The sequence below is a fragment of the Acuticoccus kandeliae genome (assembly GCF_003073115.1).
The window spans coordinates 1,018,565-1,040,717 of record NZ_QBBV01000001.1 but is presented as its reverse complement, the minus strand read 5'-3'; the positions used below and the strand labels follow the sequence as shown (position 1 = coordinate 1,040,717).

The window sequence follows — 22,153 nt, the reverse complement described above, 5'->3', positions numbered from 1 at the left end:
TGGGCACGGCCGCCTTGTTCGCCCACCGAACGCGAGCGCACCCCATGCCTGGAAATCTGACCTTTGACGAGCTGAAGGCCGCCGTTGCCGACGGCACCATCGACACGGTCCTCGTCGCACTCGTCGACATGCAGGGCCGGCTGGTCGGCAAGCGCTTTCACGCGACATTCTTCGTCGAGGGCGCCTCGGACGAAACGCACGCCTGCGACTATCTCCTCGCCAACGATATCGACATGGAGCCGGTGCCCGGCTACGCGGCGACGAACTGGGCGACGGGCTATGGCGACTTCGTCCTGAAGCCGGACCTGTCGACCCTGCGGCGCGTGCCGTGGCTTGAGGCGACCGCGCTGGTGCTCGCCGACGTGCTCGACCACCACCATCACCCGGTCGCCCACAGCCCGCGCGCCCTCCTGAAGCGCCAGGTCGAGCGCCTCGCCGAACGCGGCTGGTCGATGAATGCGGCGACCGAGCTCGAATTCTACCTCTTCGAGGACACCTATCGCGGCGCCCACGAGAAGAACTATTCCGGCCTCACCCCGGCCGCCTACTATATCGAGGACTACAATATCCTGCAGACGACGAAGGAAGAGCCGGTGATGCGGGCGATCCGCAACGGCCTCGTCGGCGCGGGCATCCCGGTCGAGAACTCCAAGGGCGAGTGGGGACCGGGCCAGGAGGAGCTGAACGTCCGTTATGCCGACGCGCTGGAGACGGCCGACCGCCACGTCATCCTGAAGAACGGCGCGAAGGAGATCGCCTTCCTCCACGGCAAGGCCATCACCTTCATGGCGAAGTGGGACTACCAGCTCGCCGGCTCGTCGAGCCATATCCACATGTCGATCGCCGACAAGAGCGGCGCGCCCGTCTTCCACGATGCCTCGACCGAGCACGGCATGTCGAAGACGATGGAGGCCTTCCTCGCCGGCCAGCTCAAATATTCGGCCGACATCACCTGGCTCCTCGCCCCCTACATCAACTCCTACAAGCGCTTCCAGGCCGGCACCTTCGCGCCCACCAAGGTCGTCTGGTCGCGCGACAACCGCACGGCCGGCTATCGCATCGTCGGCGAGGGGACGAAGGCGGTGCGCATCGAGTGCCGCATCGGCGGGGCGGACCTCAACCCGTATCTGGCGATCGCCGGTCTCATCGCGGCCGGGCTCGCGGGCGTCGACGAGGGGCTGACTCTGGAGCCCGCCTTTGAGGGCGACGCCTATCTGTCGCAGAGCGTGCGGGAGATCCCGAAGACGCTGCGCGAGGCGGCGGCGGCGCTTCGCAACTCCGCGCTCCTGCGCGATGCGTTCGGCCCGGCGGTGGTGGAGCACTACGCCCACACGGCGGACTGGGAACAATTGGAGTATGATCGCCGCGTGACGGACTGGGAGGTCCGCCGCGGCTTCGAACGCGCGTGAGGCCATGACCAAGGTTCAAATCATTTCCCCGGTCGACGGCTCGGTCTATGCCGAGCGGCCGATCGTCTCCGACAGCGGCCTCGCCCGCGCGCTCGCCGACGCGAACGCCGCGCAGAGCGCCTGGCGCACCGTCCCCATCGCGGAGCGGGCGCGCCTGTGCGCCGCCGCGGTCGACGCGATGCTCGCCATGAAGGCGGACATCGTGCCGGAGCTCGCCTGGCAGATGGGCCGTCCGGTCCGCTATGGCGCCGGTGAGCTCGGCGGCTTCGAGGAGCGCGCCCGCCACATGATCGCGATCGCCGAGGCGGCGCTCGCCCCGATCATCCCCGCCCCGAAGGACGGCTTCACCCGCGCGATCAAACGCGAGCCGCTCGGCACCGTGCTCGTCATCGCGCCGTGGAACTATCCCTACCTCACGGCGGTGAACTCGGTGATCCCGGCCCTCATGGCCGGCAACGCCGTCATCCTGAAGTGCGCGGCGCAGACGCTCCTCACCGGCGAGCGCTTCGCGGCGGCCTTCGCGGCGGCGGGCCTGCCTGAGGGGCTCTTCCAGAACCTCGTCATGTCGCACGATCAGGCCGCGCGCGCGATCGCGTCCGGCCTCGTCAACCAGGTGAACTTCACCGGCTCGGTCGGCGGCGGCCAGGCGATCGAGACCGCTGCGGCGCGCCACTTCGTGGGCGTCGGGCTGGAACTCGGCGGCAAGGACCCGGCCTATGTCCGCTCCGACGCGGACCTTGCCCACGCGGTCGAGAATCTCGTCGACGGCGCCTTCTTCAACTCGGGCCAGTCCTGCTGCGGGATCGAGCGGATCTACGTCCACGAGAGCCTCTATGAGGGCTTCGTGGAGGGCGCGGTCGCGCTGACGCGCAACTACGTCCTCGGCTCCCCGCTCCAGGAGGCGACAACGCTCGGCCCCATGGTGAAGGCCGCCTCGGCCGACTTCGTGCGCGGGCAGATCGAGGAGGCGGTCCGCAAGGGTGCGCGCGCCCTCGTCGACCCGTCCCTCTTCCCGCTGGAGGAGGCGGGCTCGGCGTACATGGCGCCGCAGATCGTCGTCGGCGTCGACCACTCGATGTCGCTGATGCGGGACGAGAGCTTCGGCCCCGTCGTCGGCATCATGAAGGTCAAGGACGATGACGAGGCGGTTGCGCTGATGAACGACAGCAGCTTCGGCCTCACCGCCGCGATCTGGACGAAGGACCTCGAGGCGGCCGAGGCGCTCGGCGACAAGCTCGAGACCGGCACCGTCTTCATGAACCGCTGCGACTATCTCGACCCGGCCCTCGCCTGGACGGGCGTCAAGGACACCGGCCGCGGCGCCACCCTCTCGCGTGTCGGCTACGAGACGCTGACGCGCCCGAAATCCTTTCATCTGAGGCACGCCGGCTGACCGGCTGCGCAAGCACCCAAGCAGAGACCATGACCACTGCGAACTGGAGCTACCCCACCGCGATCCGCTTCGGCGCGGGCCGCATCAGCGAGCTCGGCCGCGCGTGCCGCACCGCGGGCATCACGCGCCCGCTCTTCGTCTCCGATCCCGTCGTCGCCGGCCTGCCGATCACCGAGAACGCGCTCGCGATCCTCGCGGCCGAGGGGGTCGAGGCGGCGCTCTTCTCAGGCGTCGCGCCGAACCCGATCGGGGCGAACATCGAGGCCGGCATCGCCGCCTATCGCGAGGGCGCCCATGACGGGGTCGTCGCGTTCGGCGGCGGCTCGGCGCTCGACGCCGGCAAGGCGATCGCCTTCCAGCAGGGCCAGACGCGCCCGCTCTGGGATTTCGAGGACATCGGCGACTGGTGGAAGCGCGCCGACGCGGACACGATCGCCCCGGTGATCGCGGTCCCCACCACCGCCGGCACGGGCTCGGAGGTCGGCCGCGCCGCGGTCGTCACCAACGAGGCGATCCACACCAAGAAGATCATCTTCCACCCGAAGATGCTGCCGGTCATCGTCATCGCCGACCCGGAGCTGACGGTCGGGATGCCGCCGAAGATCACGGCCGGCACCGGGATGGACGCGCTCGCCCACTGCCTCGAAGCCTACAGCGCCCCCTTCTATCACCCGATGTCCGAAGGGATCGCGGTCGAGGGCGTGCGGCTGTGCAGGAACGCCCTCCCCCGCGTCGTGAAGGACGGGACCGACATCGAGGCGCGGGGCGACATGATGAGCGCGGCCGCGATGGGCGCCGTCGCCTTCCAGAAAGGCCTCGGCGCGATCCACTCCCTCTCCCACCCTGTCGGCGCGCTCTACAACACGCATCACGGCCTCACCAACGCGGTGTTCATGCCGTACGTGCTCGTCTTCAACCGCCCGGCGATCGAGGACAAGCTCGACCGGCTCGGCCGCTTCATCGGCGTCGATGGCGGGTTTGACGGGTTCCTCAAGTGGGTGCTCGACCTGCGCGAGGAGATCGGCATCCCGCACGGCCTCAAGGGCCTCGGCATCGACGACGCGAAGGCCGACATGATCGCCGAGATGGCGGCCGTCGACCCGACCGCCGGCGGCAACCCCGTCCCGCTCGACGTCGCGGGCGCTCGGGAGATCTTCCGCCGCGCCTACGAGGAGGACCTTTCCTGACCCTTCGGCTCAGCCGAAGATCAGGTTTGGCACGAAGAGGACGACCCCCGGCAGGAAGATCAGAAGGACGGTGACGAGGCTGACCGCGGCGAAGAGAAGGATCGATTCCCGCGTATAGTCCGTCACCGAGCACTTCAGGATCGAGCAAACCGTGTACATCGCCGCGCCGACCGGCGGCGTGAAGTTGCCGATCGTGGCGGCGATGATGAAGACGATCCCGAAATGGACCGGGTCGCCGCCGAGATTGCGCACCACCGGGAGGAAGATCGGTGTCAGCATGATGATGAGCACGGTCGCGTCGACGAAGAAGCCGATCATCAGGACGAAGAGCGCGATGAGCAGCGTCGCGCCCCAGAGGCTCTCGGTCACGCCGAGGATCGCGCCGGACACGAGCTCCGGCACCCGCTCCAGCACGATGCCGTAGCTGAAGATCGCCGACAGCGCGATCAGGAACATCACCGCCCCGACATCGGCGAGGCTGCTTGACAGCGCGTCGACGAAGTCGCGCCCCTTCATCTTCCTGTAGACGATGACGCCGATGACGATCGCGTAGAGGACGGCGAAGGAGCCGATCTCGGACGGGGTGAAGATGCCGGCGCGCAGGCCGAAGAGGAGGAAGATCGGGAAAAGGATCGCCCAGATCCCGCCCGTCAGCGCGCTGCCGACCTCGCGCGCGGTGGGGCGCGTCGTGCGCTCCGGCTTGTAGCCGCGCCGGCTCGCCGTGACGTAGACGGCGATCGCGAGCCCGATCCACAGGAGGAGCGCCGGCACGAAACCCGCCGCGAAGAGGCGGCCGATCGAGACGTTGCCGATCGTGCCGTAGAGGATCATGCCGATCCCCGGCGGGATGATCGGCGTCAGGAGCGCGCCGAAGGAGAGGACGCCGGCGGTGAAGCCGCGCGTGAAGCCGCGCTCCATCATCGGCGCGCCGAGCATCCGGGCCTGCATCGCGGCGTCCGCGATCGCGGAGCCCGAGACGCCGCCCATCAGCGCCGAGAGCGCGATCGAGACCTGCGCGAGGCCGCCCTTCAGGCGACCCGTCATCACCGCGGCGAGGTGGAGCAGGCGGTCGGTGATGCCGGACTTGTTCATGAAGTTGCCGGCGAGGATGAAGAGCGGCACCGCGAGGAGCGCGAAATTCTGCGTCTGGCTCACCGTCACCTGCACGGGGATGGTGAAGGGCAGCTCCGGGTGCTGGACGAAGAAGAGCGCGCCCGAGATCCCGATCGCGAACGCGACCGGCATTCCCATGAGGAGGAGGACGACGAAGGCGATGGTGACGATCAGCATGGTTGCCGCTTTCCCGCGCTCACGTGCCGTCGCCGACGCCGGCGGGCGCGGTCCGCTCGCCCGGTAGCGGCGCGAGCGGGGCGAGGAGCCCGTCCTCGCCGAGGGCGCGGCGGATCTTGATCAGCGTCGTGATGAGGAGGAGCGCCGCGCCGACCGGCAGGCTCGCCGTCACCCACGAGAAGGAGATGCCCGGCAGGCCCTGGAAGGAGCGCGCGCGGCTCACATAAGCGAGCCAGCCGCCCGCATAGATCACGTAGACGAGGAAGACCGTGATGATCGCGAGGTTCGCGTAGCGGATCACCATGCGCAGCCGCGCCGGTGCCGCCTCGCGGAAGAGGTCGATCGACATCAGCGCGTCGCGCCGCCAGGCGATGTCGGCGCACAGGAACGCGGCCCAGGCGAAGAAGCAGGTCGCGAAGTCGATGGTCCAGATGAGGGGCATCGCCATCATGCGCGCGACGCCCCCCAGGAAGATCAGCCCCACCATGAGGAGCAGGAAGGCGGCGGCGAGGATCGCCTCGAACCGGATGAGTGCCTTGTATGCGGTCCGCACGTCGATCTCCGCCGCCCGCCGGTCAGTTGCCGATCTCGGAGAGGACCTGGTTCTTGGCCTCGGTCAGGCCGAGCACCTCGTAGGCCTTCTCGCCGGCAGCGCGGAATGCCTCGCGGTCGATGTCTTCCACCACCGTCATGCCGCGCTCGATGAGCTTGGCCTTCGCGGCCTCCTCGGCCTCGGCGATGGTCGCCGACGTCGCCTGGCCTGCCGTGCGGCACTCTTCCACGAGGGCGGTCTGGTAGTCGGCGGGCAGCCCGTCGAACCACTCGGAGCTCACCACCTGGAAGTTGACGAGGAGGATGTGGCCGGTCTCGTTCGCGTACTCGACCACTTCGTTGAGGTTCGCGGCGGTGATGTTCGGATAGACGAGCTCGGCCCCGTCGATCGCCCGCTGCTGGAGGCCCGGATAGACGTCACCGAAATTCATCGCCACCGGCGCGGCGCCGAGGGCGCGGATCGATTCCTGCCAGATCGGCGCCGGCGGGGTGCGGATGCGCTGGCCGGCGAGGTCCTCCGGCGAGCGCACCGCCTTGTTGGTGAAGAAGTGGCGCTTGCCCTGCACCCAGTCGAAGCAGACGACCTTGAGGCCGTGATCGCTGGCGAGTTCGTCCATCCAGGCGTTCATCGTGGGCGAGTCGGTCAGCGCGAAGGCCGCTTCCTTGTCGGCGACGAAATAGGGCCCGTTCACCACCGCGATGCCCGGCACATAGTTGCCGAGGCGGGCCGAGTCGGTGTTCTGGCCGATGTTCGCGCCCTGGCGGATCTGCTCGATGATGTCCTCTTCCACGCCGAGTTGGGCGGAGTGGAAGACCTGGATCTCGAGGCCGCCATCCGTCCGCTCCTTCACCGCCTCGGCCCAGGCCTCGAACCCCTTGTGATAGGGCTCGTTGGGGCCGAGGACGTGGTTGAAGCTCAGGGTGAAGTCCTGCGCGCTCGCCGCGCCGCTCGCCAGGCAGAGTGCGCCGATGGCGGCGCCCATGAGGGCGATCCGAGAGTGTCGTGACGTCATGGCAGCTTCCTCCTCCATTGCATTTGGCCGGCGGCGCCGGCGGGTTGGGCGCTAGACGCCTCGCCTGTGGGCGGGCGGCGTCAGGCCATAGGTCGCCGCGAGGCGCGCGAACGCGTCGACGGTGACCGGGTCGATCGGAATGCCCTCGACGACGCGGCGCTCGGCCTCGGCCCATTCCCGGTCGCCAGGGGCCATCACCTTCGCGCCCTCGCGGGTCGTCGAGTTCTGCAGATTGTCGAGATAGCGGTTCATGCCGGCCGAAAAGCTCGCATGGTCGGTGAGCGCGTCGACCTTGAGCGCCATCACGAAGGCGCCCATCTCGCGCGGCGTTTTGAACTCCGGCCCGTTCATGGGCAGGATCTCGGTCGAGAGCCGCATCCCGTTCGCGACGGCCGAGAAGATCTCCGCGAGCCCGCCGAGGCCCGCCCCCTTGAAGCCGAACTCGTTGCCGAGCGGGGCGAGCATCGCCGCCTCCTCCGGCGAGAGCGTGTCGACGCCGTGCTCGTCGGAGGCCGTACCCTCCGGCAGGCTGACGCCGAGGCTGCGATAGAGGAGGACACGATTGTAGGGGATCGCGCTCGTCGCCATGTCGAGAAGCCACGGGCGGCGCCCCTCCACCGGGACCGCCCAGGAGAGCGGGTTCGTCCCGTGGAAGCGGGCGGCGCCGTCATGGAGGCGCACGAAGCTGTCCGAGTTGCAGGTGGCAAAGCCGATATAGCCGGCCTCGGCTGCGGCGAGCGCATAGGCCCCCGCCGGCCCGAAATGGGAGGTGTGGCGGATGCCGACCGCGCCGATGCCGTGCGACTCGGCCATCTCAATGGCGTGGTCCATCGCGCGATAGGCGGCGAGCGCGCCGTGGGCGTTGTCGGCGTCGAGCGAGGCGACCGCGCCGAGCGACTTCACGATCCGCACGTCGGGCGTCTTGTTGAGGCGCCCCTCGTTCATCACCATCACATAGTGGGCGAGGAGGCGGACGCCGTGGCTGTCGACGCCCAGGCGGGAGCCGTGCATCATCGCGCGCGTCGCCGCGTTCGCGCTCGCCTCGTCCGCGCCGGCGGCGAGGAACACGTCGCGGCAGAATGCCTCGAGCTCGGCATCCTCCACACGCACGACGGACCGGTCCGTCTTCGGGGCACTGTCGTTCACAGGGTCTGTCCTCCGTCGATCACAAGGAGCTGGCCTGTCATGAAGGCCGACTCGTCACTGCCGAGATATACGGCAGCGGCGGCCATCTCCTCGATCGTCCCGAGGCGCCCCATCGGCTGGCGCGCGAAAAATTCCGCCCGTGTGGCCGCCGGATCAGCGGAGGCCTCGATCCGCGCCTCCAGCGAGGGGGAAAGGGTCGTGCCGGGGCAGAGCGCGTTGCAGCGCACGCCCGTCTTGATGATGTCGCGCGCGACGGCCTTGGTGAGGCCGACCATCGCCGCCTTGCTCGCCCCGTAGGCGAGGCGGTTGGAGACGCCCGTGATGCTGGAGGCGACGGAGGCGACGTTCACGATCGCCCCCCGCCCCCGCTCGATCATGCCGGGAAGCACGGCGCGGGTCGTGCGGAACGCGGCGGTGGCGTTCACATCGAGGCTAGCGGCCCAGTCCTCCTCGGTGCAGTCGAGGATCGAGCCGTTGAGGACGAGCCCGGCGCAATTGACAAGAATGTCGATCGGACCCGCTTCGGTGAGCACCCGTGACACCGCCGCAGCGTCCGTCACGTCGAGCGCGACGGGCGCGATCGCCGGGTCGGCGGCGAGATCATCCATCTTGGACAAGGTGCGGCTCGCGGCGAAGACGCGCGCGCCCTCTGCCGCATAGGCGAGCGCCATCGCCCGCCCCATGCCCTGCCCGGCCCCGGTCACGAAGGCCGTCTTGTCGGCGAGCCGCCCCGTCATCCATCCTCCCGCGCCGGGGGCGGGAAGCCGCCCTTTCGGCAAAACGTCTTTTGTGTACACTAGCCATCATTTCGCGGGACGATCAACCGCCAATTCGCGGCGCCCGATTGTCACAGCGGAAACGGGAGGGGAACGATGGGTTTCGAGATGAAGAATTTCGCGCTGGAGGGGCGCACGGCGCTGGTGCTCGGCGGGTCGGGCGGGATCGGTCGGGAGATCGCGCTCGGCTACCGCGCGGCCGGGGCGAACGTGCTGATCGCGGCGCGCACGCAGGCGAAGATCGACGCCGTCGTCGCCGAACTCGACCAGGACCTCACCGCGCCGGCGGGCTATGCGGCGGACCTGCGGGACGTCGCGGCCCTCAAGCACCTCGCTGCGACGATCCTGGAGGACCACGGCCCCATCGACATCCTCGTCAACTGCCAGGGCACGCTCTCCCTCGGCCCGGCGCTCGACGTCACCGAGGAGGCCTACGACACGATGCTCGACACCAACCTCAAGAGCGTCTTCTTCGCCTGCACGACCTTCGCCCCGCCGATGATCGAGAAGGGGCGCGGGGCGATCATCAACATCGCCTCCCTCTCGGCCCATACCGGCTGGGCGAACGCCTCCACCTATTGCGCGAGCAAGTGGGGCGTCGTCGGCCTCACCCAGACCTTCGCGGCGGAGTGGGGCGAGAAGGGCGTGCGGGTGAACGCCATCACGCCCGGCTTCTTCCTCACCGACCTCAACCGCGACCGCATGAGCCCGGAGCGCAAGGCCGAGGCGTCCCGCCGCGCCTCGATGAAGCGGCTCGGCGAACTGGAGGAGCTGGTGGGCGCGGCAATTTTTCTCGCCTCCGATGGCGCTCGCTTCGTCTCCGGTGCAACACTGCGTGTCGACGGCGGCTATCTCGCGACCGGAATCTGAACGGGCGATGCCGCCCCCGACGGAGCGAGGACGAGAGGAACAGGCGATGCGCGCGCCCCAGGACGAGCGGGGACAGGGGGAGAGCGCGGCCCAGCGTGGCGCCACGCCGCGCCTCTACCAGCAGGCGAGCGCGATCCTCGCCGACCAGATCCGCGCCGGGATCCTCGCCCCCGGCGCCCGCCTCGGGGAGACCACCGTCGCGAGCCAGTTCGGCATCAGCCGCGCCCCGGCGCGCCAGGCGCTGATCGAGCTCGTCGCGCTCGGCCTCGTGGAGAAGTCGAAGGGGCGCGGCTACCGGGTGCGCCGGGTGGAGGCCCTCCCGATCGAGGCGCCCGTCGCGATGGAGGACATCCGCCTCTCCTCCCTCGCCACCTGGGAGCGCATCTATGCCGAGGTGGAATCGGAGATCACCGCCCGCATCGCCTTCGCCCCCTGGCGCGTGAACGAGGCCGAGCTCGCCCGGTTCTACGCGGTGAGCCGGACCGTCGCGCGCGACGTCGTCGGCCGCCTCCAGCAGCGCGGCATCGTCCAGAAGGACGACCGCTCGCGCTGGTTCGCCCCGGCGCTGACGCGCGAGCGGGTGGATTCACTCTACGAGCTGCGCGCGATCCTGGAGCCGGTGGCGCTGCGCAAGGCCGCCGGCCACGCGCCGTCCGACTTCGTCGCCCGCATCCGCGACAACCTTGCCGAGGCGACGCGGCACGCCCACGACATCCCCGGCGGCACGCTCGACGCGCTGGAGGAGGACCTCCACATCACGCTCCTGCGCTATTGCGGGAACGAGGCGCTGATGGACGCGATCACCGTCCCCCAGTCGCTGCTGATCGCCCACCGCTTTCTCTATCGCTGGACGCCGCGCCTTTTCGAGACCGAGCCCTTCCTGCCCGAGCACAAGGCGATCCTCGACCTCTTCGCCGCGGGTGAGACGGAGGCGGCGGCGAAGGCGCTGGAGGATCATCTCTTCGTCTCGCGCGAGCGGGCGGTCGCGCGCATCGACGTCATCGTGCGCGACTTCGCGCCGGATTCCCTGCCCTATCTCGACCCGCTCGCCTGAGGATCAGCGCGCCGATTCCAGAAGGCGCACGCACTCGATGAGGTCGGCGAGCACCGCCTTCAATTCCGGCGAGGGCGGGCGGGGGCGCGGCGCCTCGCGCGGCGCTTCGGCGGCGCCCTTGGGACGCACGATCGCATCGCGCGGGATCGGCCGCGCCGTCTCCGGCCGGGCGGGCGTCGCGGCGACGAGGCCAGACAGGCGCTTTCGCCCGCGCGCGGCGATCGCGGCGCGCTCGTTGGAGCGGATCATCTCGGTGACTTCGCGGAAGGAGAGGCCCTCGCGATAGAGGAGCTCGGCGAGGCCGGCGAGCAGCATCGCGTCCTGCGCGCGATAGGCGCGCGTGCGGCCCTCGGTGATCGCGCGGATCTCCGGCACGCGTGCTTCGAGATAGCTGAGAACGGAGGCCGGGACGCCGAGGTGACGCGCGAGCGCTTCGGCCGCGATCACGGAGCGCGGGGCCGCATCTCCCGTCTCCTCGCCAGCCGGCCGACCAGCCTTGCCGTCCACCCAGTTCCTCCGGCAATTCGCGGCGCCGTCCGACGCGGCCGCGCGCGCATCACGCCGCGGACGCGCGTCGCCAATCATCCCATTTCATCGGGGCCCACGCTAGAGCGCGGAACGCAAAAGTCACGCGATCCGGCCCGCTTTTGTGCCGAAGATCACCTGAAAGCGCGCCGCTGTGGCGCGCGGGACCGCGCCCTCAGGGGACGGTGGCCGGTGGTCGGTTGATGGCGCGTTTCATCACGTCGCTCGGCCGGAAGGTCACGACATGGCGCGAGTCGATCGGCACCTCTTGGCCCGTTTTCGGGTTGCGGCCGACGCGCTCCTTCTTCTCGCGCACCTCGAACGCGCCGAAGGAGGAGAGGCGGACGGACTCGCCACGCTCGAGCGCGGCAACGATTTCTTCGATGAACTGGTCGACGAGTTCCGACGCCTCGGCGCGGGATACATTCACAAGTCGGCAAACTGCGTTGGAAAGATCCGCTCGGGTAATGGTGCGACCAGCCATGAATCTCTGCCAAAATTTTCCCGCCCGCGCGGCCCGGTGAGATGCGCGCGCGAGCAACAGTTTCCGTTGGTGGTTAACGACTTAAGCGTATGCGGACGTTAACCTATGGTCAATGTGCCGCAGAGAGAGATTTCGTCCGACTTTGCAGAATGTGTCTGAAAAGTGTCTGACGATTGTGACTTCTGCTGGCGTTTCGCCGCTGGCTATCAACGACAGCCGTAAGTCGTTTGAACTTTCTATGACAAATGTATAAGCGCCTGAAAATTCGAACAATTCTGACGCATTAAAGGGATAATTCCGCGCCGGGCGGCATGCGCCGCCCCGGCGATCGAGCGTTGAGCCGGCCCCCGCGGGAGCCGTGCGTCACCAGCGGACGAGCACCGCGCCCCAGGTAAAGCCGCCGCCCATCGCCTCCAGAAGGACGAGGTCGCCCTTCTTGATCCGTCCGTCGGCCGAAGCCTGCGACAGGGCGAGAGGAATGGATGCCGCGGAGGTGTTTCCGTGGCGCTCAACTGTGAGGACCACCTTCTTTTCGTCGATGCCGAGCTTGCGCGCGCTCGCATCAATGATTCGCTTGTTTGCCTGATGGGGCACGAACCAGTCGATGTCCTGCGCGGTGATCCCGGCCTTCGCCATCACGTCTTCCACGACGTCGACGGTGGCGCCGATGGCGAAGCGGAAGACCTCCTGCCCGCGCATCCTGAGATGACCGACGCTGCGCGTGGAGGACGGGCCGCCATCGACGAAGAGCTTGTCGCGATGGGCACCGTCGGAGCGCAGCGAGCTTGCGATGATGCCGCGCGGCGTACCGGACGCGGAACCGTTCGTGGCGCCGTTCGCTTCCAGCACCACCGCGCCCGCCCCGTCGCCGAAGAGGACGCAGGTCGTGCGGTCCGACCAGTCGAGGATGCGCGAGAAGGTCTCCGCGCCGATGACGAGGGCGCGTCGCGCCGTGCCCGTCGCGATCAGCGCGTTCGCAGTCGTCAACGCGTAGACGAATCCGGAGCAGACGGCCGCGACGTCGAATGCCGCGCCGGTCTTCATGCCGAGCCGCTCCTGCACCGCGACCGCGGTGGAGGGAAAGGTGTTGTCCGGCGTCGCCGTCGCGAGGACGATGAGGTCGATGTCGGCGGGGGTGAGGCCGGCATTGTCGAGCGCCTGCCGCGCGGCGCGTTCGGCGAGGTGCGAGGTGAACTCGCCCTCCGCCGCGATCCGCCGCTCGCGAATGCCGGTGCGCGACACGATCCAGTCGTCCGACGTGTCCACCATCTCCATAAGCTGGAGGTTCGTCAGGACGCGTTCGGGGAGCGCCGACCCGACACCCACCACGCAGGCAGCCGGGCGCGCGACCTCTCGTCTGCCGGGAGAAGGTCCATCCATGACGGATGCGCGATCCTGGACCTCTACGGCTTGTGAATGATCAACCCGCGTCTGCAAGCTCATGCGTCTCCTTGAGTGCGGCCACGTCCGCCGCGATGCGACGCAGTAGCTCGTTGCGGACCATGTCGTGCGCCAACTCGACGGCGCTGGCAAAGCCTTCCGCGTCCGTTCCGCCGTGGCTTTTGATGACGAGCCCGTTCAGGCCCAGAAAGACCGCGCCGTTGATCTTGCGCGGGTCCATCTTGTCACGCAACCGCATAAAGGCCGGTTTCGCGAGCAAATAACCTAGGCGGGCCCTGAGTGTTCGCCCAATAGACATGCGCAAATATTCGGCAAGCTGGCGGGCGGTGCCCTCCGCCGTCTTCAGCGCGATGTTGCCGGAGAAGCCTTCGGTGACCACGACGTCGACCGCCCCGCGGCCGATATCGTCGCCTTCGACGAAGCCCTCATAGCGCATGCCCGGGAAGGTGCGGCTACGCAGGATCTGCCCCGCCTCACGCACCTCTTCGAGCCCCTTCACCTCCTCCTCGCCGATATTGAGGAGGGCGACCTTCGGCGTGTCGATGCCGAAGACGGCGCGGGCCATCGCCGTGCCGAGAAGGGCGTGGGTGACGAGATTGTTCGTGTTGACGCCGATCGATGCACCGACATCGAGGACGATGCACTCGCCGCGGATCGTCGGCCAGATCGCCGCCAGCGCCGGCCGGTCCACCCCCGCCATCGGACGCAGGCAGAAGAGCGACATCGCCATCAGCGCGCCGGTGTTGCCGGCCGAGACGGTCGCCGCCGCGCCGCCGGTGCGCACATGGTCGATCGCGCGCCACATCGAGCTGTCGCGCCGGCCCATGCGCAGCGCCTGGCTCGGCTTCGCGTCCATCGGGATGGAAACGGTGGTGTGGTGGAGGGTGGAGGCCTTCGCGACCTCCGGAAGGTCCGCGAGGACCTTCTCCATCTCGGCCTGGTCGCCGAACAGGTCGAAGGTCAGGTCCGGGCAACGCACAAGCGCGACCTTCAGGCCCGGCAGCACCATCGCCGGCCCGGCGTCCCCACCCATGGCATCGATGGCCAGTCGGATCGTCTTGCCCGTCATTCTCGCTCGGTCTTCGCACCCCTGGCGCCCCGCGCAAGGCGCGCCGGCGCGGACATTAGTTCAACTCGGCGACGATAAAAACAGTCAGCCGTTCTCGTTTTTCAAGGCAGCGAGGACGGCGAAGGGCGAGGGCTGCTCTTCCTCCTCCTCCTCGGCGCTTTCTTCCTCATACGCGGCGCCGGGCGCGCGCGGATAAGGGTCGATGCCGAGCGCGAAATGCTCGAGCGCGATCGCGCCGACATCGATGGTGTTGCCCTCCAGCGGCTCGGGCGGATCGGAGGCGTCCGGGTCGACATCGACGGTCGACGCATCCTGGATGTCGGGATGGAGGCGCAGGTCGAAGCTCTCCTCCACAACCGCCGGCACCGGCTCCAGCGAGACGACGCAGGCCTGGCTGAGCGCGCCCTTCACCGTGCCCGTGACGCGCACCCCCTCCCCGCGCCAGGGGCGCAGGACCATCGTCGCGGTCAGCGAATCAAGCGTCAGGAGGTCGAGCTCCTCGGCGAGCGCGGCGCGCTCCTCCGCGTTCGCCTCGATCGTGATCGTCTCTTCCTGCTTCATGCGTCGCAGGCTGACGGGACGGGAGAAACGGGCGATCACAGGGCTGCCTCGACGGTCTGGGTCGCGCCGGAGCGCGGGACGAATGCGGTCACGTCGGGATAGACGAAATCGCCGATCGGGTCGTCGGCAGACTTCGCGGCCTCGACAACCGCGAGATAATATGCGGCGAGCGCCCGCGCCTGCGGCGTGGTGGCGCGCTCCTCCTCCCCGAGGAGATTGCGCGCAATGGTCGCCGCGAGCACGTTGGAATCGGCCCCCGCCTTGCGGTAGGCATTGAAGCGGCCATAAAACGCCGCCCCGAATTTCTTCATCCGCTTCGGCACCGTCAGATCCCCCACACCCATGGCGCGCAGATTCTGCTCCATGTCGTCCACGAAGGTGTCGAACAGGTCCTGGCCCTTGCGGGAAATCGCCCCCGTCTCGTCTCTTAACCGGTCGATAAGAGGACTGACGTGAAAAACGACCATGTCGAAGCGACCTTCGAGCGTGTCCGGCACGCCGAACTTTTGATAGAAGACCGGCAGCCGCGCCTGCGCCACCGCTCTGTCATAGAGCGACCGCACGGCCGGATCGGGTTTGTTGAAGAAGAAGCGAAGCATGGCAGTTAATCCCTTACGCTTCAAACATAGGTTGGCTCGCTTCGGTATCGAGGTCGCGCGGCTATCAACAGCCGCGGTGCTGATGGTCGCCGTCGCCGCGTGCACTCCTATGGGCGAATCGTACACGCGTGGCCAGAAGATCACGTCCGACCAGCTCGAACAGGTCCCCGTCGGCTCCTCGCGCGAACAGGTCCTCCTCGCGCTCGGCACGCCGACCACCACCGGCCTCTTCGACGGCGAGGTCTTCTACTACATCTCGCAGACGAGCGCACGAAGCGTCGCATTCCAGCGGCCGAGCGTGAAGGACCGGCGCATCCTCGCCGTCTATCTCGACAAGGACAACAACGTCCGCGACATCGCCGAGTACGGGCTGAAGGACGGCAAGGTGTTCGACTATCTGTCGCGCAAGACGCGCACGTCCGGGTCGGACCTCGCCTTCGTCACCCAGATCCTGGGCGGCCTGATGAACCCGTCGCTCTAATCTTCATCCAATCGGACCTGGGCACCCACGGCAGGCGCCCAGGTATTTAGCCTAAAAGTTAAGCTTCACTTCACCAAAACGGCTCACACGCCGTTGGTTCTTTTCGTGTCATTGCAAGCTTGAAATCTGCATGGGTGTGCTAGTTCTAGCTTTAGTGCTGCGCGAACAGCACCAACGACAAGGGCTGAACCAATGGATCTCTTTCTCGGTATCTTCGCAGGGTTTGGAAACGACACGATCGAGCTCGGCGAGGAGGACAATGTCGTCATCGACCTCGCGGGCAACGATTCGATCAGCACCGGCGGCGGCAACGATTTCGTCTTTGGCGGCTTCGGCAACGACACGGTCGACGGTGGCGAGGGCAATGACGTGCTCCTCGGCGGCGCTGGCAGCGACCAGCTCATCGGCGGCCTCGGCACCGACATCATGACCGGCGGCAACGGCTCCGACCATTTCGGCTTCGCCAGCGACCACGTCCGCTTCGGCGACATCGACACGATCGCCGACTTCAACACGAGCCAGGATTCGGTCGAGGTCGACACCGCCCTTCAGTACGGCGTCGTCGGCACCGAAGAGGGCACGGCCGTCACCTACACGAATCTCTACACGATCATCTTCGTCGGCCTCACCGCCGAAGACGTGCGCGGCCTTCCGGAAGGCTCGCTCGGCACCGGCGGCGAACTCTTCAGCTGAGATCGAGACGCGCGGCGGCCCCGCCGCGCCGCATTGGCCAAATGGAAATGCGCCCGAACGCGATGTTCGGGCGCATTTTTTTCGTCCGCAGTCCTCAGTGGTGGGCGAGGACCGCGAGGAGGAGCAGGGCCACGATGTTCGTGATCTTGATCATCGGGTTCACCGCGGGGCCGGCGGTGTCCTTGTAGGGATCACCCACCGTGTCGCCCGTGACGGAGGCCTTGTGCGCCTCCGAGCCCTTCAGGTGCTTGACCCCGTCGCGGTCGACGAACCCGTCCTCGAAGCTCTTCTTCGCATTGTCCCACGCGCCGCCGCCCGCGGTCATCGAGATCGCGACGAAGAGGCCCGTCACGATCACGCCGAGGAGCATCGCGCCGGTCGCGGCGAACGCCTCGCCCTTCCCGGCGATCGCGAGGATCACGAAGAAGACGAAGATCGGCGACAGCACCGGCAGGAGCGAGGGGATGATCATCTCCCGGATCGCCGCCTTGGTCAGCATGTCGACCGCGCGCCCATAATCGGGCCGGTCCTTGCCTTCCATGATGCCCGGCTTCTCGCGGAACTGGCGCCGGACCTCCTCCACGACCGAGCCCGCGGCGCGGCCGACGGCCGTCATCGCGATGCCGCCGAAGAGGAACGGGAGGAGGCCGCCGAAGAAGAGGCCGACGACGACATAGGGGTTCGCCAGCGAGAAGTTCAGCGTCTCCTGGGTGAGCCCCGCGAAGTAGGTGTACTGCTCGCTATTGTCGATGAAGTAGCGCAGATCCTCGGTATAGGCCGCGAAGAGGACGAGGGCGCCGAGGCCGGCAGAGCCGATCGCGTAGCCCTTGGTGACCGCCTTCGTGGTGTTGCCGACGGCGTCGAGCGCGTCGGTCGTCGCGCGGACCTCCGCCGGCAGGTCCGCCATCTCGGCGATGCCGCCCGCGTTGTCCGTCACCGGGCCGAACGCGTCGAGCGCGACGACCATGCCCGCGAGGGCGAGCATCGTCGTCACCGCGATCGCGATGCCGAAGAGGCCGGCGAAGGTGTAGGTGAAGATGATGCCCGCGATGATGACGAGCGCCGGCAGCGCCGTCGCCTCGAGCGACACGGCGAGGCCCTGGATGACGTTCGTGCCGTGTCCGGTGACCGAGGCCTGGCTGATCGAGCGGACCGGCCGGAAACCGACGCCGGTGTAGTACTCGGTGATCCAGATGATGAGGCCGGTGATCACGAGGCCCGCGACGCCGCACAGATAGAGATCGAACGGCGTGAAGGTCGTCCCGCGTGAGGACACGATCTCGGTGCCGAGCGAGCCGAACACGACGTAGGTGAGCGGCAGCAGCACCACGAGCGAGAGGACGGCCGTCACGATGAAGCCGCGATAGAGCGCGCCCATGATCGAGTTGTTCGAGCCGAGCTTCACGAAGAAGGTGCCGGCGATCGAGGTGAGGACGCACACGCCGCCGATGGCGAGCGGGTAGAGCATCGTGGCGCCGAGGAAGTCGGACGAGGCGAAGTAGATGGCCGCGAGCACCATCGTCGCCACGATCGTGACGGCATAGGTCTCGAAGAGGTCGGCCGCCATGCCGGCGCAGTCGCCGACATTGTCGCCCACATTGTCGGCGATGGTCGCCGGGTTGCGCGGGTCGTCCTCCGGGATGCCGGCCTCGACCTTGCCGACGAGGTCACCGCCGACGTCCGCGCCCTTGGTGAAGATGCCGCCGCCGAGACGGGCGAAGATCGAGATCAGCGACGCGCCGAAGCCGAGCGCCACCAGCGCGTCGACCACCGTGCGCGAGGTCGGCGGATTGCCCATGACCGTGGTGAGGATGAAGAAGTAGACCGACACGCCGAGGAGCGCGAGGCCGGCGACGAGCATCCCGGTCACCGCGCCCGACTTGAACGCGATGTCGAGCCCGCCCTGCAGGCTGCGCGAGGCGGCCTCGGCGGTGCGCACGTTGGCGCGGACCGAGACGAGCATGCCGATATAGCCGGCGATTCCCGACAGGATGGCGCCGAGCGCGAAGCCGATCGCGACCAGCATGCCGAGAAGCCACCAAACGATCACGAAGATGACGATGCCCACGACCGCGATCGTCATGTACTGGCGAGCAAGATAGGCCGATGCGCCTTCCTGGATGGCACCGGCGATCTCCTGCATGCGGGCCGAGCCCGCGGGAGCCGCCAGAACACTTCTAACCGCCCATGCCCCATAAAGCAGGGAGACAAGTCCACAGGCGATGACGAGTAGTGTGGGATCCATGCATTTCCTCCAGTGCCGCCTGTTTCATGGCGGCATCGTCTTTGTGCTTTAGCGTCCGCATTTATTGCGGTGCAGAATCTGTGCCCGTGACGCCCGTTGGCGTCAAGCGAGCCGATCTTGCCGCGTGCCGGACTGGCTGACGGATTGGAGGAGGATGAGAGCGAGCGGAAGGGCGACCATCGGCATCATCGCCCAATTGATGCTCTCCCAGCCGACGGTCGAGAACAGCACCCCGGAAGACAAAGAGGCAAGCGCCACCGTGCCGAACATGATGAAGTCGTTCGCCGCCTGGGTGCGGGCGCGCTCCTCCGGCCGCTGCGCGGCGGTGAGCATGGTGGTCGCGCCGATGAAGCCGAAATTCCAGCCGAGGCCGAGAAGAACCAGCGACGCGTAGAAGTGGCCGAGCGAGATGCCGAGGAGCGACGTCGTCCCCGACAAGGCGAGGAGGACGAGGCCGACGGCCGCGACGCGCTCCGCCCCGAAGCGGGTGATGATGGAGCCGGTGAAGAAGCTCGGCGCGAACATCGCGATGACGTGCCACTGGATGCCGGTCGCCGCCTCGGCGGTGGTGAAGCCGCAATTCAGCATCGCGAGCGGGGCCGCCGTCATCACGAGGCTCATCACCGAATAGGAGACGACACCGCACAGGACCGCGAGCATCATCTTCGGCTGGCGCAGGATCACGCTGAGCGGACGCCCGCCCTCCCCGCCGCTCGGGCGCAGCGCGCCGGAGGCGAAGACGGGCTTGTAGAACATCAGGATGACGATCGTGACGAGGGCGAGGATCCCTTGCGAGAAATAGGCGCCCGCGTAGGCGACCGGCGCGAAGAGATCCTTCGTCATGATGACGGTCTGCGGGCCGATGACGCCCGCGAACATGCCGCCCGCGAGGACGTAGGAGATCGCCTTGGGGCGGAAGGTGTCGCTCGCCCCCTCGGCCGCCGCGAAGCGATATTGCTGCACGAAGGCCGCCGAGATGCCGCCGATGAAGGTGCCGATGCAGTAGAGCGGGAAGCTCGTCATATGGATCGCGGCGAAGGCGATGATGCCGCCCGTTCCCGCGAGCATCGCGCCCAGCATGAAGCCGGGGCGGCGGCCGAGACGGCTCAGAATCAGCGCCGCCGGGATCGTGCCCGACGCCGTGCCGATGATCATCGTGGAGACCGGCAGCGTCGCGAGCTCGCTCGTCTCGTTGAGGAGATAGACGCCGACGAGGCCGCCGAGCGAGATCGTGATCGACATCAGCGACCCGCCCATGGCCTGGGCGAGGGCGAGAATGAGGGCGTTGCTGCGGGCGAGACGATCGTTGGCGGCGGGCATGGACAGGCTCTTAGACCTCCCCCGTCGCGCGGGCCAGTCATTGTTGCAAATCGTGATCGCGAAAATGCGTTTCAGAAATGCTGGAAGCGGCCGTCCTTCAGCGCCACCGGAGCGCCGTCGCGCAGGAGGGTCAATCCGGGCCCGGCGGTCACCTCGCCGATGACGGCAACGGCAATCCCCTCCGCCGCGAGCGCCGCCTCGTAGGCCGCGAGGCTGTCCGGCGCGACGGTCGCGAGGATCTGGTAGTCGTCGCCGCCGGTGAGGGCGATGTCGCGCGCGTCGGGGTCGGCCGCGATGGCCGCCGCGACCGCCGGCGAGAACGGCACGCGGGCGATATCGAGCCGCGCGCCGACGCCCGCGACCCCGATCATCTTGGCGAGATCACCGACGAGCCCGTCCGAGACGTCCATCGCCGCGCGCGCGTGCGCCCGCACCGCCCGCCACCCGGCGACCGGCGGGTCGGGCCACAGATAGGCGCGCTCCAGCGCGGCGCGGTCGGCGGGGGCGAGCGCGGCGGGTGCGCGTCCGAGCCGGCAGGCGAGGCCAAGCGCGGCGTCGCCGATGGTGCCCGTGACGGTCACGAGGTCGCCGGCGCGCGCGGTGCGGCGGCGCACGACCCCGCCCGCCGGGACGCGCCCGAACGCGGTGACGGCGATCGTGGTGCCGCCCGCGGCCCGCAGCGTGTCGCCGCCGAGGAGGGTCACGCCATAGCGCGCCTGGTCCGCGCCGAGCCCTTCGGCGAAGTCGCTCGCCCATTCCTCGGTCCAGCCCGTCCCGAGGGCGAGCGCGAGGAGGTAGCCGAACGGCTCGGCCCCCTTCGCGGCGAGGTCGGAGAGGTTGACGCGCAGCGCCTTCGCCGCGATCGCGGCGGCGGGATCGTCCGGAAAGAAATGCACCCCGGCCGCGAGCCCGTCGCAGGTGACGACGATGTCGCCGTCGCCCGGCGCGAAGGTCGCGGCGTCGTCGCCGAGCGCGTCCGCGCCCGCGTCACGGGCGAGCGGCGCGAAGACCTTCGCGATCAGGGTGTCTTCGTCGATCGCCATCGCGGCTCAGCGGCGCGGCGGCACCGGACCCGTCGCGGGTCCCAGCCTGTCAGCCATCGCCGTTGCCGGCATCGGTCTCGCCGGCGAACTCCTTCGGGCGGACGGCGCGGGCGATCTTGTCGAGCACGCCGTTGACGAGGCGTGGCTCGTCCTCGCTGAAGAAGGCCTTCGCCACCTCGACATATTCGGTGATGACGACGCGCACCGGCACCTCTTCGCGGTGCATCAGCTCGAATACGCCTGCGCGGAGCGCGGCGCGGAGCGTGAGGTCGATGCGCCGGAGCGGCCAGCCCTCCTTGAGGGCGCGGTCGATCGAGCCGTCAATGTCGCGCTGGTGCGCGACGACGCCCGTGACGATCCCGTCGAACCAGTTGAGGTCGATCGCGCGCAGCGTCTGCCCCTCGACATCCTGGCTGAGGCGAAACAGCTCGAATTCCTTGACGATGTCGCGCGCACCGGAGCCGGTGACGTCCATCTGGTAGAGCGCCTGGACCGCCGCGAGGCGGGCCACCGCACGTTTGTTGGCGGGTTTCGTGCGGCTGGCGTGTTTCATGGTCGGTTTCATCGGGGAAGCGATTGGCGGAGGTCAAAGAGGGCGATGGCGGCGGCCGCGGCGCCCCCGCCCTTGTCCTTGCGTGCCGGATCGGCCCGCACGCGCGCCTGCTCCCCGTCCTCCACCGTCAGGATCCCGTTGCCGATCGCGAGGCGGTTGCTGAGCGCAAGGTCCATCACCGCGCGGTTCCCCTCGCCCGCCACGACATCGTAGTGGCCGGTTTCGCCGCGGATCACCGTGCCGAGCACGACGAAGAGGTCGTAGAAGGTATGGTCGCGCCGGCGCGCGGCGTCGAGCGCCATGCCGAGCGCGATCGGAATCTCGAGCACGCCCGGAACCGACAGGACATCATAGTCGATGCGCCGCTTCTTGAACTCCGCCCCTGCCCCGGCGAGGAGCATGTCGGCGATCTCCTCGTAGAAGCGGGCCTCGATGATGAGGGCACGTGCGGCCATTCGGTCTTTCCTCAGAGTCTGGCGGAGCATACCG

Annotated in this window: 23 protein-coding genes; 7 read left to right on the top strand and 16 right to left on the bottom strand. The window is 68.3% G+C overall.

Translation table 11 applies throughout. The features are described 5' to 3' along the window. The first annotated feature begins 44 nt into the window (after nucleotides 1–44). Genes DBV35_RS04785 through DBV35_RS04775 form a run of 3 tightly spaced genes read left to right on the top strand, consistent with a single transcriptional unit; the run spans nucleotide 45 to nucleotide 3,989 of the window. Complete coding sequence (locus tag DBV35_RS04785; RefSeq protein ID WP_108659071.1) at nucleotides 45–1,409, top strand: glutamine synthetase family protein; 1,365 nt, start codon at nucleotides 45–47, stop codon at nucleotides 1,407–1,409. 4 nt (nucleotides 1,410–1,413) lie between these two features. After that, the gene (locus tag DBV35_RS04780) at nucleotides 1,414–2,802 is read left to right on the top strand and encodes an aldehyde dehydrogenase family protein (RefSeq protein ID WP_108659070.1); all 1,389 of its coding nucleotides are present in this window, start codon (nucleotides 1,414–1,416) and stop codon (nucleotides 2,800–2,802) included. 29 nt (nucleotides 2,803–2,831) lie between these two features. Beyond that, complete coding sequence (locus tag DBV35_RS04775; RefSeq protein WP_108659069.1) at nucleotides 2,832–3,989, top strand: iron-containing alcohol dehydrogenase; 1,158 nt, start codon at nucleotides 2,832–2,834, stop codon at nucleotides 3,987–3,989. 9 nt (nucleotides 3,990–3,998) lie between these two features. Here the strand turns inward: DBV35_RS04775 and DBV35_RS04770 are convergent, their stop codons facing one another. Genes DBV35_RS04770 through DBV35_RS04750 form a run of 5 tightly spaced genes read right to left on the bottom strand, consistent with a single transcriptional unit; the run spans nucleotide 3,999 to nucleotide 8,727 of the window. After that, a complete protein-coding gene (locus tag DBV35_RS04770) occupies nucleotides 3,999–5,279 on the bottom strand; it encodes a TRAP transporter large permease (protein WP_108659068.1) in 1,281 nt (426 codons plus the stop codon). Between the two features lie 19 nt (nucleotides 5,280–5,298). Next, nucleotides 5,299–5,832, bottom strand: a complete 534-nt coding sequence (locus DBV35_RS04765; protein WP_108659067.1) for a TRAP transporter small permease — start codon at nucleotides 5,830–5,832, stop codon at nucleotides 5,299–5,301. Nucleotides 5,833–5,854: 22 nt separating this feature from the next. Then, nucleotides 5,855–6,844 carry a C4-dicarboxylate TRAP transporter substrate-binding protein gene (locus DBV35_RS04760; protein WP_211099932.1) on the bottom strand — a complete coding sequence of 330 codons (990 nt, stop codon included), beginning with the start codon at nucleotides 6,842–6,844 and terminating at the stop codon, nucleotides 5,855–5,857. 51 nt (nucleotides 6,845–6,895) lie between these two features. After that, on the bottom strand, nucleotides 6,896–7,990 hold the full coding sequence (locus tag DBV35_RS04755) for an Ldh family oxidoreductase (protein ID WP_245943840.1): 1,095 nt from the start codon (nucleotides 7,988–7,990) through the stop codon (nucleotides 6,896–6,898). Beyond that, a complete protein-coding gene (locus DBV35_RS04750; RefSeq protein WP_108659065.1) occupies nucleotides 7,987–8,727 on the bottom strand; it encodes an SDR family oxidoreductase in 741 nt (246 codons plus the stop codon). The genes DBV35_RS04755 and DBV35_RS04750 overlap by 4 nt, the downstream gene beginning before the upstream one ends. 135 nt (nucleotides 8,728–8,862) lie before the next feature. Here DBV35_RS04750 and DBV35_RS04745 point away from each other — a divergent pair, with 135 nt between their 5' ends. After that, nucleotides 8,863–9,636 (top strand): SDR family NAD(P)-dependent oxidoreductase, encoded by a 774-nt coding sequence (locus DBV35_RS04745; protein WP_108659064.1) that lies wholly within the window; start codon nucleotides 8,863–8,865, stop codon nucleotides 9,634–9,636. Nucleotides 9,637–9,682: 46 nt separating this feature from the next. After that, a complete protein-coding gene (locus tag DBV35_RS04740) occupies nucleotides 9,683–10,690 on the top strand; it encodes a GntR family transcriptional regulator (protein ID WP_157961583.1) in 1,008 nt (335 codons plus the stop codon). 3 nt (nucleotides 10,691–10,693) lie between these two features. Here DBV35_RS04740 and DBV35_RS04735 read toward each other — a convergent pair whose 3' ends face one another. The 6 genes from DBV35_RS04735 to DBV35_RS04710 form a co-directional block, all read right to left on the bottom strand. Next, on the bottom strand, nucleotides 10,694–11,197 hold the full coding sequence (locus DBV35_RS04735) for a MerR family transcriptional regulator (RefSeq protein ID WP_157961582.1): 504 nt from the start codon (nucleotides 11,195–11,197) through the stop codon (nucleotides 10,694–10,696). A 193-nt stretch (nucleotides 11,198–11,390) separates the two neighbouring features. Then, nucleotides 11,391–11,756, bottom strand: coding sequence for an integration host factor subunit alpha (locus DBV35_RS04730; protein ID WP_281262216.1), 366 nt, complete (start codon nucleotides 11,754–11,756; stop codon nucleotides 11,391–11,393). A 306-nt stretch (nucleotides 11,757–12,062) separates the two neighbouring features. Further along, nucleotides 12,063–13,079 (bottom strand): beta-ketoacyl-ACP synthase III, encoded by a 1,017-nt coding sequence (locus DBV35_RS04725; RefSeq protein ID WP_108659060.1) that lies wholly within the window; start codon nucleotides 13,077–13,079, stop codon nucleotides 12,063–12,065. 40 nt (nucleotides 13,080–13,119) lie between these two features. Beyond that, nucleotides 13,120–14,169: a phosphate acyltransferase PlsX gene (plsX, locus tag DBV35_RS04720; protein WP_108659059.1), complete on the bottom strand. Its 1,050-nt coding sequence runs from the start codon at nucleotides 14,167–14,169 to the stop codon at nucleotides 13,120–13,122. A gap of 84 nt (nucleotides 14,170–14,253) precedes the next feature. Beyond that, complete coding sequence (locus DBV35_RS04715; RefSeq protein WP_108659058.1) at nucleotides 14,254–14,769, bottom strand: DUF177 domain-containing protein; 516 nt, start codon at nucleotides 14,767–14,769, stop codon at nucleotides 14,254–14,256. Beyond that, nucleotides 14,766–15,353 carry a ubiquinol-cytochrome C chaperone family protein gene (locus DBV35_RS04710; RefSeq protein WP_205648468.1) on the bottom strand — a complete coding sequence of 196 codons (588 nt, stop codon included), beginning with the start codon at nucleotides 15,351–15,353 and terminating at the stop codon, nucleotides 14,766–14,768. The genes DBV35_RS04715 and DBV35_RS04710 overlap by 4 nt, the downstream gene beginning before the upstream one ends. Nucleotides 15,354–15,411: 58 nt before the next feature. Here DBV35_RS04710 and DBV35_RS04705 point away from each other — a divergent pair, with 58 nt between their 5' ends. Together DBV35_RS04705 and DBV35_RS04700 are read left to right on the top strand one after the other, a co-directional pair. After that, nucleotides 15,412–15,810, top strand: a complete 399-nt coding sequence (locus DBV35_RS04705) for an outer membrane protein assembly factor BamE (RefSeq protein ID WP_205648467.1) — start codon at nucleotides 15,412–15,414, stop codon at nucleotides 15,808–15,810. A gap of 192 nt (nucleotides 15,811–16,002) precedes the next feature. Continuing rightward, complete coding sequence (locus DBV35_RS04700) at nucleotides 16,003–16,503, top strand: calcium-binding protein (RefSeq protein WP_108659055.1); 501 nt, start codon at nucleotides 16,003–16,005, stop codon at nucleotides 16,501–16,503. Between the two features lie 94 nt (nucleotides 16,504–16,597). Here DBV35_RS04700 and DBV35_RS04695 read toward each other — a convergent pair whose 3' ends face one another. The 5 genes from DBV35_RS04695 to DBV35_RS04675 all read right to left on the bottom strand — a co-directional run bounded on the left by DBV35_RS04695 (nucleotide 16,598) and on the right by DBV35_RS04675 (nucleotide 22,119). Continuing rightward, nucleotides 16,598–18,748, bottom strand: a complete 2,151-nt coding sequence (locus DBV35_RS04695) for a sodium-translocating pyrophosphatase (RefSeq protein WP_108659054.1) — start codon at nucleotides 18,746–18,748, stop codon at nucleotides 16,598–16,600. Nucleotides 18,749–18,850: 102 nt separating this feature from the next. Continuing rightward, nucleotides 18,851–20,068: an MFS transporter gene (locus DBV35_RS04690; protein WP_108659053.1), complete on the bottom strand. Its 1,218-nt coding sequence runs from the start codon at nucleotides 20,066–20,068 to the stop codon at nucleotides 18,851–18,853. A gap of 71 nt (nucleotides 20,069–20,139) precedes the next feature. After that, the gene (thiL, locus tag DBV35_RS04685; protein ID WP_108659052.1) at nucleotides 20,140–21,111 is read right to left on the bottom strand and encodes a thiamine-phosphate kinase; all 972 of its coding nucleotides are present in this window, start codon (nucleotides 21,109–21,111) and stop codon (nucleotides 20,140–20,142) included. Nucleotides 21,112–21,160: 49 nt separating this feature from the next. Then, complete coding sequence (nusB, locus tag DBV35_RS04680) at nucleotides 21,161–21,664, bottom strand: transcription antitermination factor NusB (protein WP_245943839.1); 504 nt, start codon at nucleotides 21,662–21,664, stop codon at nucleotides 21,161–21,163. 8 nt (nucleotides 21,665–21,672) lie between these two features. Further along, nucleotides 21,673–22,119, bottom strand: coding sequence for a 6,7-dimethyl-8-ribityllumazine synthase (locus DBV35_RS04675; protein ID WP_108659050.1), 447 nt, complete (start codon nucleotides 22,117–22,119; stop codon nucleotides 21,673–21,675). Nucleotides 22,120–22,153 lie beyond the last annotated feature (34 nt).